Source organism: Novipirellula rosea, assembly GCF_039541335.1.
Taxonomy (GTDB): Bacteria; Planctomycetota; Planctomycetia; order Pirellulales; family Pirellulaceae; genus Novipirellula; species Novipirellula rosea.
In genome coordinates this window covers 96,517-116,502 of record NZ_BAABGA010000073.1, presented here as the reverse complement: position 1 = coordinate 116,502, position 19,986 = coordinate 96,517, and the positions used below count along the sequence as shown (strand labels likewise).

At 53.8% G+C, this 19,986-nt stretch carries 15 protein-coding genes; 5 read left to right on the top strand and 10 right to left on the bottom strand.

Annotation, left to right across the window (positions count from 1 at the left end):
- Positions 1–522: 522 nt before the first annotated feature.
- Positions 523–1,533 carry an NAD(P)-dependent alcohol dehydrogenase gene (locus tag ABD971_RS26100; RefSeq protein ID WP_345326792.1) on the top strand — a complete coding sequence of 337 codons (1,011 nt, stop codon included), beginning with the start codon at positions 523–525 and terminating at the stop codon, positions 1,531–1,533.
- An 80-nt stretch (positions 1,534–1,613) separates the two neighbouring features.
- Here the strand turns inward: ABD971_RS26100 and ABD971_RS26095 are convergent, their stop codons facing one another.
- Positions 1,614–2,597 (bottom strand): bestrophin family protein, encoded by a 984-nt coding sequence (locus tag ABD971_RS26095; protein ID WP_345326791.1) that lies wholly within the window; start codon positions 2,595–2,597, stop codon positions 1,614–1,616.
- Positions 2,598–2,922: 325 nt separating this feature from the next.
- Between ABD971_RS26095 and ABD971_RS26090 the strand changes: the two genes are divergently transcribed.
- The 3 genes from ABD971_RS26090 (at position 2,923) to ABD971_RS26080 (ending at position 6,722) form a co-directional block, all read left to right on the top strand.
- Positions 2,923–3,282: a SpoIIAA family protein gene (locus ABD971_RS26090; RefSeq protein ID WP_345326790.1), complete on the top strand. Its 360-nt coding sequence runs from the start codon at positions 2,923–2,925 to the stop codon at positions 3,280–3,282.
- Between the two features lie 472 nt (positions 3,283–3,754).
- Positions 3,755–4,327 (top strand): histidine phosphatase family protein, encoded by a 573-nt coding sequence (locus tag ABD971_RS26085; protein WP_345326789.1) that lies wholly within the window; start codon positions 3,755–3,757, stop codon positions 4,325–4,327.
- A 7-nt stretch (positions 4,328–4,334) separates the two neighbouring features.
- A complete protein-coding gene (locus ABD971_RS26080; protein ID WP_345326788.1) occupies positions 4,335–6,722 on the top strand; it encodes a plasma-membrane proton-efflux P-type ATPase in 2,388 nt (795 codons plus the stop codon).
- 133 nt (positions 6,723–6,855) lie between these two features.
- Here ABD971_RS26080 and ABD971_RS26075 read toward each other — a convergent pair whose 3' ends face one another.
- The 3 genes from ABD971_RS26075 to ABD971_RS26065 all read right to left on the bottom strand — a co-directional run bounded on the left by ABD971_RS26075 (position 6,856) and on the right by ABD971_RS26065 (position 11,116).
- Positions 6,856–7,338, bottom strand: coding sequence for a c-type heme family protein (locus ABD971_RS26075; RefSeq protein WP_345326787.1), 483 nt, complete (start codon positions 7,336–7,338; stop codon positions 6,856–6,858).
- A 326-nt stretch (positions 7,339–7,664) separates the two neighbouring features.
- Entirely contained in the window at positions 7,665–8,045 is a 381-nt protein-coding gene (locus ABD971_RS26070) for a response regulator (RefSeq protein WP_345326786.1), read from the bottom strand.
- On the bottom strand, positions 8,042–11,116 hold the full coding sequence (locus tag ABD971_RS26065) for a PAS domain S-box protein (protein ID WP_345326785.1): 3,075 nt from the start codon (positions 11,114–11,116) through the stop codon (positions 8,042–8,044). The genes ABD971_RS26070 and ABD971_RS26065 overlap by 4 nt, the downstream gene beginning before the upstream one ends.
- A 330-nt stretch (positions 11,117–11,446) precedes the next feature.
- Between ABD971_RS26065 and ABD971_RS26060 the strand changes: the two genes are divergently transcribed.
- Positions 11,447–12,799 carry a sigma-54-dependent transcriptional regulator gene (locus ABD971_RS26060; RefSeq protein ID WP_345326784.1) on the top strand — a complete coding sequence of 451 codons (1,353 nt, stop codon included), beginning with the start codon at positions 11,447–11,449 and terminating at the stop codon, positions 12,797–12,799.
- Between the two features lie 86 nt (positions 12,800–12,885).
- On the opposite strand, the gene ABD971_RS26055 is transcribed toward ABD971_RS26060, so the two are convergent.
- The 6 genes from ABD971_RS26055 to ABD971_RS26030 are packed head-to-tail and all read right to left on the bottom strand — an operon-like array spanning position 12,886 to position 19,466.
- Positions 12,886–13,266 carry an ABC transporter permease gene (locus ABD971_RS26055; protein ID WP_345326783.1) on the bottom strand — a complete coding sequence of 127 codons (381 nt, stop codon included), beginning with the start codon at positions 13,264–13,266 and terminating at the stop codon, positions 12,886–12,888.
- A gap of 5 nt (positions 13,267–13,271) precedes the next feature.
- Entirely contained in the window at positions 13,272–13,940 is a 669-nt protein-coding gene (locus tag ABD971_RS26050; RefSeq protein ID WP_345326782.1) for a MarC family protein, read from the bottom strand.
- 27 nt (positions 13,941–13,967) lie between these two features.
- The gene (locus ABD971_RS26045; RefSeq protein WP_345326781.1) at positions 13,968–15,218 is read right to left on the bottom strand and encodes an ABC transporter permease; all 1,251 of its coding nucleotides are present in this window, start codon (positions 15,216–15,218) and stop codon (positions 13,968–13,970) included.
- Positions 15,215–16,369, bottom strand: coding sequence for an ABC transporter permease (locus tag ABD971_RS26040; RefSeq protein ID WP_345326780.1), 1,155 nt, complete (start codon positions 16,367–16,369; stop codon positions 15,215–15,217). The genes ABD971_RS26045 and ABD971_RS26040 overlap by 4 nt, the downstream gene beginning before the upstream one ends.
- Positions 16,366–18,378, bottom strand: a complete 2,013-nt coding sequence (locus ABD971_RS26035; protein ID WP_345326779.1) for an ATP-binding cassette domain-containing protein — start codon at positions 18,376–18,378, stop codon at positions 16,366–16,368. The genes ABD971_RS26040 and ABD971_RS26035 overlap by 4 nt, the downstream gene beginning before the upstream one ends.
- Positions 18,357–19,466: an HlyD family secretion protein gene (locus ABD971_RS26030; RefSeq protein WP_345326778.1), complete on the bottom strand. Its 1,110-nt coding sequence runs from the start codon at positions 19,464–19,466 to the stop codon at positions 18,357–18,359. Before ABD971_RS26030 ends, ABD971_RS26035 begins: the two co-directional genes overlap by 22 nt.
- Positions 19,467–19,986: the final 520 nt, after the last annotated feature.

Genomic DNA, 19,986 nt, shown 5'->3' with positions numbered 1-19,986 from the left:
ATATCGGTGAGATTGTATCATCGGTGATTCCGCGTTCTTGCAGGGGACGTCGATTGTATGGAGGGCTGTTGGATGTACCGTAGCCTAGGCTTCCAGCCTGGGTTTGCTGTGGTTCCCAGGCTGGAAGCCTAGGCTACGTTACGCAGGCGTATGCCTACTGATGACATTCCTGTCATCGAACATCATTCTTTGAGCCCTCCAGTGAAACATTTGGGAACGGAGGCTTGCGCGGATACGAGCAACTTGTCTGGCGAACAAGTGCCCGATAGCGGGCAACGCCGTGCACATCCGCGCTCTGAGACAAATTAAAGACGGAAGATGGGGTGCAATCGACTCCTAATTCTCTCGGCACAATGTTTGCGATGTTTGCGATGTTTGCGATGAGCATACGAGGATGACCCTACGTGAAAGATTCGGCACTCAACACATCCACACAGTACACATCCACACAGTGACAATGAATCAACGGTGACAAAAATGATGAAAGCGTTCGTGATGGAAGGGATTGGGGAAGTTGCATTCATGGACAAGCCCATACCCGACCCTGGCCCCAATGACGCAGTCGTAAAAACAACTCGCGCTTTGGTGTGTACGTCCGATGTACACACTTTAAAGGGTGCGATCGGCGATCGACGGAACTTGACGCTCGGACACGAAGCGGTGGGTGTGGTGGCGAAACTGGGAAGCGAAGTGCGTGGTTTCAAGGAGGGGGATCGAGTGGCAGTCAGCGCCATCACGCCCTGTTTCCATTGCGAAAACTGCCAGCGAGGCTATACATCGCAATGCGAAACGATGCTTGGCGGATGGAAGTTCGCTAACACCAAAGACGGAAACTTTGCCGAGTATTTCCACGTCAATGACGCCAATGCGAACTTGACGCCTATTCCCGCTTCGATCTCCGACGACATTGCGGTTTACGCCTGTGACATGATGTCGACGGGGTTCATGGGGGCCGAGCACGCCAACATCCCCCTGGGCGGAACGGTCGCCATCTTTGCTCAAGGCCCGGTCGGATTGATGGCGACGGTCGGCGCTCGTCTGTTGGGGGCTGGTTTGGTGATTGCAGTCGATGGCATAGCCAAACGTTTGGAATTGTCACGCCAATTTGGTGCTGACGTGACGGTCGACTACACCCAAGCCGATCCGATCGAAGAGATTCGCAAACTGACCGCGGGTGTCGGAGTCGATTCGACGATCGAGTGTCTCGGTGGACAGACCACGTTCGAGGCTTGTGTGAAAGCGACTCGGCCGGGTGGAACGATCTCGGTTGCCGGCTACTTTGGGCACGGCGACAGCGTTGAGATTCCCCGTGTCCAGTGGGGCGTGGGGATGAGCGACAAGGTGATTCGGACGGGACTCTGTCCCGGCGGGAACGTCCGAATGTCACGGTTGCTTGGACTAATCGAGCGTGGTCGCGTCGACCCGTCGCCGTTGACGACCCACAAGTTCGCTTTTGACCAAGTCGACAAGGCTCTGCATCTGATGGAAACCAAGGAAGACGGAATTCTTAAACCGCTCGTCGTCTTTGATTAAGTAACTCGTCGCTGAACGCGGGACCGCGACGATCCTCTGAGAAACGACTTTCATGTAGTGACTGCGGCATAAGTCAGTTTTCAGCCCACTTCGTTTGCGGCCGATTCGCTTTTGGGCTGGAACTTCACTTTAAATTGTTCGGAATCTTGCACGATGGTTTGGCAAATCACGTCAATTGCAACGGACGTTCTGTGTTCACTTAACGGCTCGCCCAAAAGATTCGCCAGACGGTTGATGGTTAGAAAGGCCGTACTGATCAAAACGAGGATCGGGATCGCCAATAGTTCCAGCATGCTGTCCTCTCCACCGGGATCAATGTCGCCGATAAAAAAGGGCATTAGAATGACGTAGCTAATTACGATAATTCGAGTGAATGCCCCGTAAATATGCAGGAAAGGCGTATTGTTTATTCGTTCTGCTTTTCCTTGAATGTCAAAGAACCGTCCGACATGTTGCATGAGGTCATATTTTTCAATTGCATTGCTGCTTTGAAATGTCTGCTCCACTTTGACCGCGAGCGCCAATAGGATCTCGTTGGTAAGCTTGTTCTGGACATCGACCCGGTTGTCGCCGAAAAGCTTTTTGGTGTGCTCATCTAACTCAGGATGCTGAACTTCGTGCATTTCCGATTTGAGTTGCCGAACATATGCGATCGCCAAGTCAACCAACTGTTTACAAGCGACTGTCGCGTCTCGCTTGGAATCAATGGAAGGCACATAGATGCCGCATTTTCCGACAAAGCTTCGAGTATTGTTCGTAAGTTCGCCAAAGATTTTGCGAGCCTCCCACCATCGGTCATACGCCGAATTCATTCGAAAGCCCAGAAAAAAAGCAACGGCAAGACCAAAGACGGATCCGATTTGTCCCGGCACACTGTAAAGGGCGTCGCCGTATCGTTCTTCAAGATAGAGAACGCTGCAAGCATAGAGCGAAGTGAAAACCAGATAGATCGAAGCTATCTTGATAAGCTCGATAAATCCTTGGGTTTCTGACTTAATCATTCGTCTGTCCAATCTAGGTCTAGGCAGCACTTGTGCTGAACCACGGTACTTGTGCTGAACCACGATCACTGGATATCGCAAACGGTATTCCGCTAGTTCTTCGTTCTCGCATATGTGAATCGTTTACCAGGGGAAGCCAGATGCTGCAATGAATTGCACTGTCATCTGCGCACATATGGGCGCATTGGTGTGCGGAGACTGACAACTTTTGGCGAGATCAATCTGTGTCACGCCGCAACGGGCAACGTATTGCCCCAAATCGGCACTTAAGCGGCAGTTGATTCCTGATTCGGTTTTGGCATTGCAGTTGCTTCTCAGTTGCTTCTGAAATCATCCAGCGCTCAACCAAACGCTGTTTGTTAAATCCACTTAAATCGAAGGTGATGTCATGTCCGTTGAACTCAGCGAAGTCCAAGAAGGAAACCTGTTGGAGATTCGCGTTAGTGGGAAGCTTGATCGAGCCGCCTATGACATTTTCACTCCGTCCGTCGAACGCCAGATCGAAGCCTACGGCAAAGTTCGAATCCTGTTCGAGATGCATGATTTCCACGGCTGGGATGCGGCGGCTCTTTGGGAAGATGTCAAGTTTGACGTCAAGCACTTCAACGACATCGAACGTCTCGCGATCGTCGGTGACAAGAAGTGGGAACACGGTATGGCGCTGTTCTGCAAGCCGTTCACGACGGGGTCGGTTCGTTACTTTGATACAAGTGACATCGACAAAGCTCGCAAGTGGTTAGCGGAGTAATCGTCGCTGACAATCTGCCAAATGTGCATCTATTTTGTGATCGCTTGCTGACCCCTGCAGAAGGGTGAAAAGAAATGGCAAGATCTGGGGAATCGTCAGTCAACTTAATCGAAACACGGTGTTGGCAACACGACTGACAAGCGGCTTCTCGCAAGTGATCGTGCCCAGACACAAAGATGGAGATTTTCCGTCTGAACTTAGGCTGAAGCGGTGGCAGTGATGTTCGGCAGATGCAATTTTACCTTCCATCAGCGACACTCACCTGCAGACCACCCAATCAGAAATAGGGTAGCTGGCACAACCGTTGCTTTGCACAACCGTTGCTTCAACGGGTTGTCTTCAACAGCATGTGAGTTCGGATTTCGATCAGCTCATTTGAACAATAAAAAATATCAGCGATTACAAATCACCGAACCGTTGCAAACAACGCCATCGACGATGGCGACGAACTCAGATGTGAGCAAGAAACCAAATGGCATTGCGAATCCACCTCATGCGACACGGCGAAACCGAGTGGTCGGTTTCTGGCAAACACACCGGGCGTGTGGATATTCCACTGACCGATCACGGCGAACAAGAAGCTCGGCGGCTTGGTCTGCGGCTTCGTCCAACCGTGTTTGACTACGTTCTGGTCAGTCCGCTACAACGCGCGCGTCAAACTTGCGAACTCGCGGGATTTGGTCAAGTCGCCGAGACCGAACCCAATCTGATCGAGTGGGACAACGGCGATTATGAGGGGCTTACCCATGCGGACGTTTTCAAACGACGTCCCGATTGGAATCTGTTTCGCGACGGATGTCCCAGCGGCGAATCGCCAGCAGAAATCTCCGCACGAGCCGATCGGTTGATCGATCGACTCATCATGCTCGATGGTAACGTGGCGTTGTTTTCTCACAGCCACTTTGGTCGCGTGTTGGGAGTTCGCTGGATTGGTTTGCCCGTCCGAGCGGGGCAGAATTTCATCTTGTATACCGCGTCGCTCAGCGTGCTGTGCTACCAACATGAACATGTTGACGAGCCCGCGATTGAATCGTGGAACGGATAAGCATCCAATGAATCACAACCTCGCACATGCAACGATTGGGTTGAAGCAGTCCGAAGCACAACAGCGTCTCGAGCAATATGGTCCCAATGCATTGCCCGAAGAAAAGAGCAATGTTTTGGCACAGCTGCTTTCGTATTTTTGGGGACCGATCCCGTGGATGATCGAAATTGCTGCTGTCCTTTCGCTGGTGGTCCAGCACTGGGCCGACTTCGCCATCATATTCGTGTTGCTGATTGTCAACGCGGCTGTCGGATTCTGGGAAGAATTCCAAGCCGGTAACGCGATTGCCGCCCTCAAGTCGCAGCTCGCGATGGAAGCGCGCGTCAAGCGGGACGGACGGTGGACAAGTATACCCGCTCGCGAATTGGTACCTGGCGACTGGATCCGTTTGCGTCTAGGCGATATTGTTCCTGCCGATGCGAAACTGCTTGAAGGTGATTCGGTTGACGTCGACCAATCGGCACTAACGGGTGAATCGTTGCCCGTTTCTCGCGAAAGCGGTGACACCGTCTACTCGGGTTCGATCATTAAACAAGGTGAGATCGACGCGATCGTAACCGCTACCGGAAGCCAAACTTACTTCGGCAAAACCGCCAAGCTCGTCGAAACCGCGCAAACGACCAGTCACTATCAAAAAGCGGTGCTGAGAATCGGCAATTTTTTGATCGCCATCGCAGTGGTCATGGTTTCCGTGATCATCTTGGTCGCGCTGTTCCGTGGTGACCCGATCGCCGAGACGGTGCAATTCGCGTTGGTGCTGACCGTCGCGGCAATTCCCGTCGCCATGCCAACCGTGTTGTCGGTGACAATGGCAGTTGGTGCAAAAACGCTGGCTCGCGGGCAAGCGATCGTCAGTCGATTGGCGTCGATCGAAGAACTCGCCGGGATGGATATACTGTGCAGCGACAAGACTGGCACGCTGACGCAAAACCGATTGACGCTCGGCGAACCCTTTTTGCTGGACGGTATCAGCAAAGTCGAGATTTTGCGAGCGGCTTGCCTCGCTTCGCGAGCGGAGAACAAAGACCCGATCGACGCCGCCGTCATCGCGGGTTGCGGCGACATCAATGCCGACCGCTATAACGTGGTTCACTTCCAGCCCTTTGATCCCGTCCACAAACGAACCGAAGCGACGGTACAATCCAACGACGGCGGTTCTTTCAAGACTAGCAAAGGAGCGCCCCAAGTCATCCTGAACCTGGCTGCCAACGCGGACGCGATTCGCGATCAGGTTCAAGCCGCGATCGACAACTTCGCTGCCCGCGGTTTCCGCGCCCTCGGCGTGGCACAGTACGACGACGTCAACGGTTGGCGGTTCTTGGGCGTGCTGCCAATGTCCGATCCGCCTCGCGAAGATTCCAAATCAACCATTGCGTCGGCTCGCAAAATGGGATGCGACGTCAAGATGGTCACCGGCGATCAATTGGCGATCGGACGCGAGATCGCGACGCAACTGGACATGGGCGGGAATTTAATCGATGCCAAAATTTTCCAAGACACTCGCTATTCCGAATCGGCGAGGGTCGACGACATGATCGAGCAGGCCGATGGGTTCGCTCAGGTTTTTCCCGAACACAAGTTCCACATCGTCGACGTGCTGCAAAAGCATGGACACATCGTGGGCATGACGGGCGACGGCGTGAACGACGCTCCGGCACTCAAAAAAGCGGATTGCGGCATCGCCGTCTCTGGTGCGACCGATGCCGCACGAGCCGCCGCCGACATTGTGCTGCTCGCGCCGGGGCTGTCGATTGTCATCGACGCGATCAAGGAAGCTCGCAAAATATTTCAACGGATGAACAGTTACGCGATCTATCGGATCGCCGAAACGATTCGCGTACTGTTATTCATGACGTTGTCGATCCTGGTGTTCAACTTTTATCCTGTCACTGCGGTCATGATTGTGTTGTTGGCGTTATTGAATGACGGAGCCATCCTGTCGATCGCTTACGACCGAGTGCGAAGTTCCGACGAACCCGAACACTGGGACATGCGAACCGTGTTAGGCGTCGCCAGCGTGTTAGGATTGGTCGGCGTGGCTGCTTCGTTCGGCTTGTTCTACCTCGCCGAACGTGTTTACCATGTCGATCGAGAAACGATTCAGTCATTGATGTATTTGAAACTGTCCGTGGCGGGTCACTTGACCGTGTTCGCAACGCGAACCCGCGGCGCATTTTGGACGATTCGGCCCGCAAAGATTCTGTTCTTTGCTGTCTTCGGAACGCAGGTACTCGCGACTCTGATCGCTGTGTATGGCGTCTTGATGGCTCCGATCGGATGGAAAGTAGCGGGACTGATTTGGTGTTACGCGTTGGCGTGCTTTCTGGTCAACGATCGATTGAAGCTAATCGCGTATCGAATGTTCGAGACAACTCAGCCAAGGATCAACAAATAGGACGCTGGATCATGTCACCGATTAGTCGACGCATCGCATGCCGGCCGGAATGATTGTTCCGAAACAATCCGGTGCTGCATTTTCAGCTCGCCCCTATGTAGGCGGTGATATGGGGCTCGAGATCGTGCCAGGATCAAATTTCCTCTATGGTTGCTGGCACTTCTACCCAAAACCAACCTCGGAGTTCATCCAGTTTGAACCCCGTCGCTTCGTCGTTTGGATAGCGTTTAGCAAGTTCTGATTTCACATCGTCCAGGATGTCGTCTTGCTGTCCATGACAGATCAGACACTTGACCTTCAAGTGAATGGGAAAAAGTGCCCCCAAGTTTCCGTTATCGAGCGGGAGGTATTGTGGCGTGTCCGATCGTTTTTCGACAAACGGCTTTACCCATTCGCGAGGACGGTTGGCGGGGTTACGAAGTTTGAACGAAGTCCGGCCGATGCTGACGCCGTATTCTTTGCCGACCGTATCGGCAATCGTAAGAGCTTCGTTGCTGCATACGTCAATCGCTGCTGCTGGACCGCTGGCTTGCATGACCTCCGTCAATCGTGCCGACAATTTTGTAAACAATGCATCCTTTGCTTTTTCTGCAACGCTTCGGCGTTTTCGTGACATCGAGGCTTGCTCGTCATCGACCTCACTTGTCTCATGTCGAGATGGCGATTCCGGCTCGAGGGTTTCCCCTGCTATGTTCGGCGGTGTCTGTGTAACGGCCGCTTGATCGGAACTTGGTTCACCGCTCGGCATTTTTTCCGATTTTGTTTGACAACCTAATGCAGCCAATAACAGCACACTGGATACAAGGGAAGGAATGACTCGCATGGGTTGCTGACTCCGTGAATGGTTGTTTCGTTAATACATGGCCTGCGATGATCCCGAACGGCGACCGCCTACGCGGCCATCCCGCAGAGTGTCCAATGACGATTGATAAAGGGAACTGTTTACGATGCATTAAAGGCTTTTGTGATCGATGCCTGCAATTCTGAACTACTCACTGGTTTACGCAGGTAGTCGACGACGCAATCTCGCATCACTTTTTCCGCGTTGTTATCAACCGCCGGGCGTTCGTGCGACGACAAAACAATAATCGGAATGGATTGGGTTTTGCTGATTTCTGCAGCCGCTTCGATTCCTGTCATCTCGGGCATCATGACGTCAGTGATAACGAGATCCGGCTTCGTGGTGCGGCATAGCTCCACCAACTCCATTCCGTTCTCGGCTTCACCGACGACTTCGTAGCCGAGTTTCGGCAAGAGACGGTGAAAGTATTGACGGATATCAGGTTCGTCGTCAGCAACTGCGATTCGTAGTGGTTGTATCATTCGGATGTCCGTGGCAACGTAATCAGAAACTCGGCTCCGACGTTGCTGTCGTCTCCGACGGCAATCGTTCCTCGGTGTGCATGGATGATGCGTTCCGCAATTGCCATTCCCAAACCCGTACCTTTCGCTTTTGTTGTATAGAAAGCCTCGAAAATTCGCATCTTTAATTCATCTGTCAATCCCGGACCATTGTCACGGACCGAAACGCACACTGCAGGCGCACCGTTGATGTCCGCAACCGCACAAGACACTGTGATCCACATGGGGTCGCTACATGCGGCAAGTGCATTTTCGAAAAGGTTCCGAAACACCTGCTCAACGCGAAACGCATCCACGTTGCAGGTCAAATCGAGTTCGCCGGTTTCTTCGACAAGCTGTGCATCACGCTGCCTTCGTGAAACTTTCAGATTCGACCAGGCTTGCCGCCATATGTTCGATAGACTAGCCGGTGACGATTCGAGGTGAATCGGGGCTGCATAGCTGCGCAGTTCCTCGAATAGACGCAACAGGTCTTCCTTTGCTTGCGTGATCCGGTTGAGATCCTTGCGAGACTCGGATGTTTCGTCAAACTCGAATCCCAGCATGTCGACGCCGTTCTGGATTCGTTGCAACGCGTTGCGACTTTCATGCGCGACGGCTGAAATCATTTGCCCCATCGCGGCGAGTCTTTCAGATTGAACCAGTCGCTCTCTCGCATTGTGCAGATCGGTAACGTCGGACACAAACCCTTCGATCGCCAACAAATCTCCATCCTTGGAAAATACTCCCTGCCCCTTCGCCGAAACCCACCGCAGGTCGCCCTTTCGATGCCGAATGCGGTGGACAAAATCGAAAGGCTGCCGTTCCGCGATGCTTAGCCCAACAGTGCTGAAGATACCGTCAAAGTCCTCAGGCGGAATCAGCGTTCTGGCCGAAGTCAGTTCCGATGCGTGGTATCCAAACAATTCTAAACATCCATCACTCAGAAATTCAAAGGTAAAATCATCGTCGACGGTACAACGAAATGCCGCTCCGGGAAGATTACTCATCAGTGTTGAAAGCTTCCGTTGACTTTCCTGGATCGTTGCTTCGGCGCGTTTGCGGTCTGTGATATCGCGAACGAGTCCGAGATAGCCCAGCGGTTTCCCCGATTCCTCTCGTATGATCGTTCCCATTAATTCCCCCGGGAACACATCGCCGTTTTTCCGCCTCCAATCCAGTTCGACCACCTCGACGTTCTCGGTTGCTGTCGGATTGAACCTCTGGAAACCTTGACTCTGGTAGTCCTTGGGGTTGGCATACAAAATGACCGTAGGCTGTCCGATCAGTTCTCCCGGTGCATAGCCAAACATGCGGTACATTTTTTGATTGCAGTGCGTAAGATTGCGGTCCAGGTCGACGAAAAAAAGAGCGTCAGGCACTCCGTTGACGATCGTGTCGAGAAAGGCCCGCTCACGCGAAATCTCTTTTTGGGCCTGCACTCGGCGGGTGATGTCGTTTTGCACATCAATATAGTGCGTTATATTTCCGTCCGAATCTCGCAGAGGCGAGATCGTCGATGAAACATGGATCCGTCGCCCTTGCTTCGTTAACCGAATCGTCTCGAAATGGTCAATCTTCTCACCGCGTTGAATCTTCTCTGTATTCGCATTTAGTTCGTAGATGCGATCATGCGGAACAAGCATCTCGATGGGCTGCCCCAGCGCCTCGGAGGCAGTGTATCCGTAAACTCGCTCCGCACCTTGGTTCCATTTCTCAATCAGGCCATCTCGATTCTTCAAGATAATTGCGTCGTCCGTCGAGTCGACGATAGCTGCCGCGTCTCGCAGCGACTTGACTGCGCGTGCACGTTCGATCGCAAACGCCGCCAGCTTTGCCGCGCTGGACACAAACTCAATGTCTCTCTCGTCGGGCGTTCTCGACTCGTTGTAGTACATTGCAAAGGTGCCGAGTGCTTGCCCGCCCGAAGCGATGATCGGTTCGGACCAACAGGCTCGAAGACCAGCTTGAAGGGCGATGTCTCGGTCGTTGGTCCATAATGGATCCGAGTCAATGTCTTCGACAATGACTCGCTTCCCTGTAAAGGCGGCGGTACCACAACAGCCCACCATCGGCCCCGGTTGCAAACCATCGCAGGCATCACGATAGAAATCCGCCAGACGAAGAGAGGCTCCATGTCGCAAACAACCAGTCTGCTCGTCTACTAGCAGAATAGAGCCAATCATTTCTGGACGCGACGCCTCCGCGACTTCGATCAGAGTATGCAGTACGACGCTCAGCGAATTTCCCTGGGCCAATGATTCGAGCACGCGTGCCTGACCACGCAACTGGCTCTCCAACTGACAGCGTTCACTGATGTCGCGAACGACTCCGGTGAATAGCCGATGACCCCCAATGCGTACCTCGCTAACCGCAATCGCCATGGGAAACGTTGTTCCGTCATTGCGTCGGCCTTTGACTTCACGTCCGATACCAATAATCTTCTTCTCGCCGGTTCGCAGGTACTTTGCGATGTATTCGTCATGGTGTAACGCGTGAGGGTCTGGCATCAACATCTTCACATTCTGGCCGACGATCTCGGAGCTCTTGTAACCAAAGAGTCGTTTGGTCGCCGGGTTGCAGGATCGGATGATGCCTCGATCGTCGATAGTGATGATCCCATCAACCGCAGAATCAACGATGGCTCGCGTCATCGCTTCGGACATATCTTCTGAAGCATGTTGCTTGTCGCAGTCCGTGCTAATTCCAAACCAATGTTCGACTTGGCCGTCATCATCCACCGCCGGCGTGACCTGCACCTGGTGCCAACGATAGCTGCCGTCGGCCATCTGGAATCGCAACTCCGTTTCGAATCTTGCTGTTGATTGAACCGAATTTCGCCATGCTGCGACCACTCGCTCACGATCGTCTGGGTGGATTGCTTCGGTCCATCCGGCCCCCTGAGCTTGCTCCAGCGTTTGCCCCGTCAGTTCGCACCACTTTTCATTGAAGAAATCAGCGTAGCCATCGGGACCGCAAGCCCACACCATCGACGACAGCGCATCGGCAAAATGTCGAAAGTCACGGCTGGCAGAAGGCGAACGAAAATTCATGGGCTGCTGTTCGTCCGATTGGGGAGAGTTGGAAGTGCCGATTGCCGTTTTCCCAGTTGAAGTTTGATCCGATGCCTGATGCACCGTGAAAACGTTGATCATCCGCCATTAGCGTATCCGAAGCCTTCCACCGGCACCGAGTTTGCGTTGTGTCCTTATCGCATCCAACGTACGGATCGACGTGCCATGGCGAATTGTAATCAAAACTGGCAATTCAATAGAACCGCAGGCCTTTCGCCCAACGTCGGTCGACAATCCATTGCCCATATTCGCACAACGAAGTGCGCATATCCGGGCACTATCGCATCTCAAAGAACCCCTTCTGGAACGATGGCTGAAACAATCGACATCCTTTTTGTAGACGATGAAGTTGAATTTAGCGAAGGTTGCATCCGCTGGTTTGAAAAGAAGGGGCACCGGGTAGCCCAGACCGGCAGTGGCCAAGACGGCATCGACCGATGTTCCAAACACGACTTCGACGTTGTGATTCTGGATTGGAATTTGCCGGGATTGTCGGGCATCGAATTGGTCCAACGGATGCGTGAATCCAACCCCGACACCGAAGTGATCGTATTGACCGGCGATGGCACGATCAACAACGCCGTTGAGTCAATGCGTTTGGGCGTTTTCGATTTTCAAACGAAGCCGTTCCCGATGGGCGATTTGGAACGGCGGTGCCTAGCCGCCGTCGATCGACGGCGGCTCAGAAAAGAGAATACCCAACTTCGTGAAGTGATAAGCCGGAGCAAGAAACCAGCGGCACAGATGATCGGCACGTCGGAGCCGATGAACCGACTCAGCCGCCTCATTGATCGAGTCGCGCCAACGGACAAATCGGTCCTGATCCAAGGTGAAAGCGGAACAGGGAAAGAGCTCGTTGCGCAAGCAATCCACGCAGGCAGCCCGCGAGCGGATCGGCCACTCGTTACGATCAACTGCGGCGCCTTGCCGGAGAACCTCGTTGAGAGCGAATTGTTTGGTCACGAAAAGGGATCGTTTACGGGTGCAACCGAGATGAAACCGGGACTGTTTGAAGTGGCCGATGGCAGCACGTTGTTTATCGACGAAATCGGCGAACTGCCACTGACGTTACAGCCGAAGCTGCTGCGAGTCCTTGAAGACGGATCACTTCGCCGCATCGGATCGCACAAGGAACGCCAAGTTGACGTTCGTATTGTCGCTGCAACGAACCGCGACATGAAAACCGAAGTCGACGAAGACCGTTTTCGCGAAGATTTGTATTACCGCATCAACGTAATGGCCTTGGACTTGCCACCGCTACGAGAGCGTGACGGCGACATCGAGCTTCTCGTTAATCACTTCTTAGGCAAAGACCATGAGTTGGACGAAGATGCTCGGCAAGCGTTGATCGCCTATTCGTGGCCCGGCAACATCCGCCAGCTCATCAACACCTTGGAACGGGCCAAGATCCTTGCGAATGACGGAGTCATCACGATCAGTGACCTAAGCGAAGAGTTTCTTCATGAGAATGCGCAAGATCACGTCGGCCCGTCATCAACGACGCAATTGCCGAAGGTCGGTTCGTTGATCGCCTTGGAACGAGAGCACATTGCTGAAGTTCTGCGGCGTGAGAACGGCAACAAATCCAGAGCCGCTCGAGCCCTTGGCGTCGAACGCCGCAAACTCTATCGCATGTTGGCAAAGCACGGAATCGAGAGTTGATCCCTATCGTAGTGGACGAGGTTGCGCGTCCCTTGCCGCAGGACTCCTAACCTCGTCCACTACTCTGGTTAAAGCTGAGTCGTTTCTCAATACATCCGACGGCGGAACAACCACGCTGCCGTGGTCAATGTGAATGCTGCAATTGCGGTCATGGGCCAGAACTGGTCCAACAACAAATGGATCGGTGTCCCTTCCAAGAACGTGGCGCGAAGTACGACCAAAAAACACCGTAGCGGGTTGAACCATGTGATCTTTTGAATAAAGGCAGGCATGTTGGCGACCGGAGTTGAGAATCCCGAAAGAATGATGGCGGGAACCAACAAGAAAAACGCGTCCAGCAGGGCGTGCTGTTGCGTTACTGAAATCGCTGAGATCATGAGTCCGACACCGATCGCAGCCAACACAAACAGCAAGACGCCGACATACAGCGTGTCCAGACAACTCGCGTTGCGCAACCAAGGCAGCACTGAACTTACTCAACTATGTTGGCGTGACTGCTGCTTAGCGGGAGTGTTGTCGACGGGGTGTTCCACAGCGTGTGGGCTCCGTCAAAGATGAACTGGACGGCGACGGCGGCGAGGATCAAGCCCATCAGTCTGGTGCCAATGTTAATACCAGTCCGACCGAGTAACTGGCCAATGCGTTCAGCCAAGCGAAGTGCTCCCCAGATGCAAAACGCAAGCACGACACAGACGCCGATCATGATGAGATGGTTTGTCCAGCCTTGATTTTGATGAGCAAAGAGAATGACGGTGCTGATGGCACCGGGGCCGGCAAGCAGTGGGATACCCAACGGTACAACGCCGATCGAGTCTTTCTGTACCGCCTCCTCGCGTTCTTCTCGAGTGTGCTTGATGCCACTTTGTCGAGCTTGCAACATCGAAATGGCGAGCAGCAGAATCATGATCCCTCCGCCAACTTGAAACGCGGGGATGCTGATTCCAAAGAAACGCAAGATCAAAGCCCCCATCAAGATGTTGGCGGATAGAATGATCGCGACTGTGAGCGATGCAAGCAACGCCGCACGCCTTCGTTCTTCAGAGGAGTAATCCTTCGTGAGCGATAAAAACATCGGAACTGCACCCAAGGGGTTGGTGATGACAAAGATCGCAGCAACGAATTTGATGAGGTCGGTTTCCATGGAAATGTGATTGCCGTAGTTACAAGGCTAGCCGAGTTGACGCCGAAAATAGCCCATGCTTAGTCCGTAGATTGCCGCTCCGAACAGGGCAATCGCAAGAATCGAATCCCACAACAATCCAATGCCGGACCCCTTGAGCATGATGCCCAGGCTGGCGTCGATATAATGATGCAGCGGCGCGATCGCACTGACAGCTCGAAGAACGGAGGGCATGTTTTCCGGCGGCGTCCAGGCACCGGACAGGAACACCATCGGTATGAAAATCAAGGCAGTCAACATGCCGACCTGGGCGAGATTTCTGGCAATCGTAGCCAGCAACATTCCAATCCCCGCGGTCGTGAAGACGTAGATCGCGGTCACGGCCATGAACAATGTTAAACTGCCACGAAACGGAACGCCAAAGAACGGTTGCAGGACCAAATGAATGGTGATGAGTGTTCCCACCAGGATCACGCTCGTCATTGCCAGCACTTTGGGGAACATCATCTGGAACGTTGAAAGTGGCGAAACCAGCAATTGTTCGACCGTGCCGCGTTCTTTCTCACGGGCCATCGCCGATGCGGGAAGCAAGATCGCAAACATCGTGATGACGTTCAGCATCTCGACAACCGACATGAACCATGCATCGTTCTGGTTTGCGTTGTACCAAACGCGATGTTCTTCGTGAATGATTGGGGCGGCTTGTTCGTTCAGGCTGATGCCTTCTCGCTGCATGGCAGCTTCCAATCCGTACTGCCCGACAATCTGCTCGCCATAACTGGTCGCCAAAAATCCGAGGACGGGGTTGGATGTGTCGATCTGCAATTGCACGTTGGTCGTTTCGCTTGCCAGAAGTGATTCCTGAAACTGCGGCGGAATGTCCAGCACCATCATTGCTTCCCCGCGATCAAGCAACTCGATGCTTTCGTTATGATTGAGAACTTCGCCTTCAATGCTGAACTGCGGTGGACGAAATCGGTGGATCAATTCTCGCGATGCGAAACTGTGATCCGAATCATGAACCCACAACGCTGCGTTTTGAAGCTGCATGCTGACGCCCGACCCAGCTAAGAATACTTCTAATGTGAAGGCGTAGACCATGAATACGATCAGAATGCGATCACGATACAGTTGCAGATACTCCTTGATCGTCATCACCCGCATACGATTCCACCACACGACAAACGTGCGGGTGCTAGTCGAGTAGTGGACGTGTGGTGGTTGGGACTCGTCGCCTTGTCCACTACGGGCATTTTGTTTTTTAGGTTCCTGATGACCGTCTGGCAATGGTTCGCTCATGTGGTTGGCCTCTTGTGGAACATCCGGTATCCGATCGCCATCAGTCCGATTGCGTAGAGCGACAAAACAAGCACGTCAAACCACAACTCACGCAGCCCGACTCCCTTCATAAATGCGCCCACAATGATGTTGGTGTAGTACATCGCTGGCAGGACGTGGGCAGTCACCTGTGCCGTATCACTGAGCGACGAGATCGGCACGATGACGCCCGAGTAAAGCATCGAAGGGATCACCGTGAGGATAAACGTCACCACCATCGCGGCGACTTGGGTACGCACGAGGACTGATACGACGAGGCCCAAGCCTGTCGTGCAGATGATGTACAACAGCGTCACCGGGATGAAGAACAATAGACTGCCCTTGAAGGGGGCACCAAACAGTTGCGTCGCAATCAGCCATAGAATCACTGCGTTGGCAGACGAAATGCCGACATAGGGAATTAGCTTTCCGACGAGGAACTCAAGTCGCGTGACCGTCGATGAATAGATGTTGTAGATCGACCCGCGTTCTTTCTCGCGAACGATTCCTAGCGCTGTATAGAACGGAGGCGTCATCATCAGAATGACCATGATCAGCCGCGGCGCGAGTGCCCATGCACTTTTCATACTTTGGTTGTACAGATACCTCGATTCCAACTTGATCGGGCGGATGGATGTCGCGGCTTGGGCCAGCGGGATGCCTCGCTTCTTTGAGATGAACGCGGCTAACATTTCGCTTGAAAAGGCAGTGTTCATCGCCAGCACGTAGCCCTTGGTCGTCTGGGCACGGAACGGAAAGGTGCCGTCGATCAATGTTTGCACCACCACCGGACGACCGCCAAGGAGTTCCTTTTGGAAATTCTCGGGGATAATGATGGCGGCACGGACCTTGTTGTCTGCTAAGAGTGGCGGCAAGTCGTGACGGTCCAGCGCGTAACCCTTGAAATCGAAATAGCGTGAATCAATAAAGCGGTGCGCATACTCGCGGCTCAGGTTGGTCCCATCGCGATCGACAACTGCTAGCGGGATGTCTTCTACGTCCAGTGACAACCCATAGCCGACGACCAGCATCAACGATACGGGGACGAGAAAAGTGAGTGCAAGGAACATCCGATCTCGTACGATTTCTCGCCATTCTTTTGAGGCAACCGCGGCAACACGTCGGATGTTCATTTCTTTGCCTCGGCGGCTTTTTCGAGGGCCAGCACGCGGTTGACGAACACGTCTTCCATCGTCAACGGTTGTTCCGCAACGGACAGCACGTGAATGTCTTTCTCGGTGAGTGCTTTCCGGACACTTTGCTCCGCTGCCTTCGGATCAGGAGCGAGCAGGTGAATGCGTTTCCCGAATAGTGAAACTCCTGCGAACCCGCCGGATTCCATGACATCGAGCGCTGCGAGTGGATTGTCGGTGGTGACTTCCAACAGTTGTCCCGACTCTTGGCGAAGGTTCGCTTTGAGTTCATTGGGCGATGCGTCGGCGAAGACGCGACCGGCATACATCATCGCAATATGATCGCAGTGCTCCGCTTCGCTCATGTAGTGCGTGGTGACCAGAATCGCGACGCCCTCGTTGCGAGACAAATCGAAAATGATGTCCCACAAACGCCGCCTTCCTATCGGATCGACTCCCGATGTCGGCTCATCAAGAAACAGCACCTGTGGACGGTGAACCAAAGCACAACCGATAGCCAGACGCTGACGTACACCCATTGGCAAACTTCCCGAGAGGGCTTTCTCGCGTCCCGCAAGTCCAGCCATGTCAATGATCCAGTCGGTCCGCTCGCGTGCCATCCGCCGGGAGAGCCCATAGATGCCGGCATACAGACGAATATTCTCAACAACGCTCAGGTCTTGATACAACGAGAACGCTTGCGACATGTAGCCGATACGCTCCTTGATCGCTTGACCGGCGCGACGCATGTCGGCACCCGCAACGCGGCCCGCGCCGGCGGTCGGCGGCAGCAATCCTGTCAGCATCTTAATGACGGTTGTCTTGCCCGCACCATTGGCTCCGAGAAGTCCGAAGATTTCTCCCGGCTTTACCTGAAAGCTCACTCCATCCACCGCTTTGAACGCACCGAATGCACGCACGAGATTGTTGGCTTCGATGGCCAGCCCGCCATCGTTTCGGATGCTCGATTCCGAGCTTTGGCTTGTGATTTTGAATTCATTGCTGTCGGTCAATCCACGTCGTCGCAGCAACGCGATGAAAACGTCTTCCAGGTCAGGTTCGGCAACGTGCAGCTCCTGAGGCGTGAACTCTTTGATCCGCGATGTCACCGCTTCGCTCGCTTGTACGTCGTCGGCGTCATCAACGAAGACACGCAGCCACGGCCCAACGGCTTCGGACTGAGGAAACGACTTTTTCAGTAACGCTAACGCATCGGCTTGTGGTTCGGCTTTCGCCTGAACGATGCGTCCTGGTACGAGCGCCGCGATTTCGTCTGGTTCACCGCGAGCGAGCACCTTGCCGTCGAACAACAGCGCTGCGTGATGAAATCGGGTCGCTTCGTCCATGTACGCCGTCGAAACCAACGCAGTGATTTGCTCTTCTCGCAGGAGCTGAGCGAGAATGCTCCAAAAGTCTCGCCGCGAAACGGGATCGACGCCCGTCGTTGGCTCATCGAGGATGACGAGTTGCGGATGATGGATCAGGCAACAAACGAGACCCAATTTCTGCTTCATGCCGCCTGACAAATTTTTCATCGCTCGGTCACGAAACTTGTCCAATCGCGTCATACCCAACAAGCGTTTCTTTCGCTGCTGAAGTACGTCGTTCGGGATGAGTCGTATTTGGCCGAAGAAGTCAACATTTTCGTCGATCGACAAGTCTGCATACAGATTCAAGCCGAGTCCTTGAGGCATCAGTCCGATGCGGTCCTTGATCGTCTCGGCCGAACGCTCGGAGTCGACGCGTGTACCAAACACATCCAGCGTGCCACTGTCGTACGTCAGCACGCCGGCGACCGCTTTCATCAGACTGCTCTTACCGGCACCATCAGGCCCGATGAGACCGTAAATTTCGCCTCGCTGGATTTCCAGATCGATGCCATCGACGGCAACGGTGCGGCCATAGGTCTTCCGAAACGCAGACACGCGTACGATTGGTTCTGAATCCGATGTCAACGCGAGGCCGGGGGCATCACCGTGGATAACGTCTACCATTGCGGTTTCGCCCACGGTGTGTCCTCCATCCAGCGAATCACAGCATCGGCTGGCAAACCAGGCGTCAGTTGATGATCGGGGTTCTCGTCTAAGTACAACTTGACTGCGTAGACGAGCTTGACGCGCTCGTCGGACGTTTGCACCTCCTTCGGCGTGAATTCGGCACGCGACGACACATAAAGCACTTTGGCAGGAAACGGTTTCTCTGGAAACGCATCTGTGTGGACACGCGCTGGCAATTGAAGACGTACATGGCCAATTTCAATTTCGGGCACGTAGACTTTCAGATACAAACGGTCCAGATTAACGAGATCGAAAAGCGGTGAGCCAGCTGCGACAATTTCTCCGGTGTCAACAACTCGTGTTGTGATCACGCCGTCTGCAGGTGCGGTGATGGTCAAGTCATCGAGGACACTTTTGGCTTCGTCACGAACTGCCTCGGCGCCGGCTACTTGGGCGGCCAAAGCCGCGATCTCCTGTGATTTGACGTGAACGCGTCGCTCGCCCAAGTTCGCTTCGGCGAGTTGTTTATCCGCTCGGGTCAGTGCTGTCAAAGCCACCCGAACATCATTCTTCGCGACTGTCCAACCAAGTTCCGCCTCTTCGCCCTTGCGTTTGTCGATCGTTCCTCGCGACGCAAGTTCTGTAAATCGCGACGCATCGCGGGCGGATTGTTGCTCTGCAGCTTTCGCCTTCGCAACGACGGCCTTCGCATGCTCCAATGAGGCTTCGGCGGTTTCGACCATCAGTGGAACTTCACGTTCCAACAACTCGAGGCCTGATTGAGCAGCACGGTACTGAGCCCGGGCCGCTTCGACTGCCTGCTCGGCCTGTCGCAGTTTTGCTTTTACCTGCTCGCTATCCAGATGGGCCAAAACTTGCCCCGCCTTGACGCTGTCGCCTTCGCGAACGAGTAGTTCGTTGATTTTGCCGGCAAACTTACTGGCGACCGTGACGTGGTCGCCCTCGATGCGACCGTTTGCTTGGACCAACCCATCGGGCAGCGGTTCGACTCGCCCCCAACGATCCCATGCGTAGTAACCGCCGACTGCGAGTCCGCAGATCAGTAGCAACATGAATACACGTTTGAAGAACTTCGCCATCGCGACGCATCCTGATTGCGGAAAGCATCGCCGTCCCTCGATACGAAGCTGCACACGCACTTCGCCAAGTCTAATTTTGGGTACGACGAACAAAGGTCGTCGTAATGCAGAAGGTGTGCCAATGTCATCATCGGTACAGAAAGGCACAATCACACGCGTTATCGCCGCTTAGGGTCCGCGAGAGGAAACTCCGCTGCCCACATGCGGACACCGTGCGTATCAGCGCACCCCAAACGTAGTGGACGAGGCGACGAGTCCTCGTAATTGCGACGTGTCCCGGTACCTGACACGAGTCCCCGTAGCCGCGACGTGTCTCAGTGTCTGGCATGATTCCTTTAACTCGCAATCGCCCCTGAAGGCAACGCTGTGAAGCATTCTTTTTTCTGTGAATTGCGGCGATTTAACGTAGCGGAAGTCGTCAAGACTTTCGTTAACGGTCCGGGATGCCCGAAACTCTTGACGAGTTCGGATACCGGAAAATGCTACACAGCGTTGCCCTTAAAGATTTCATTGACTCGCC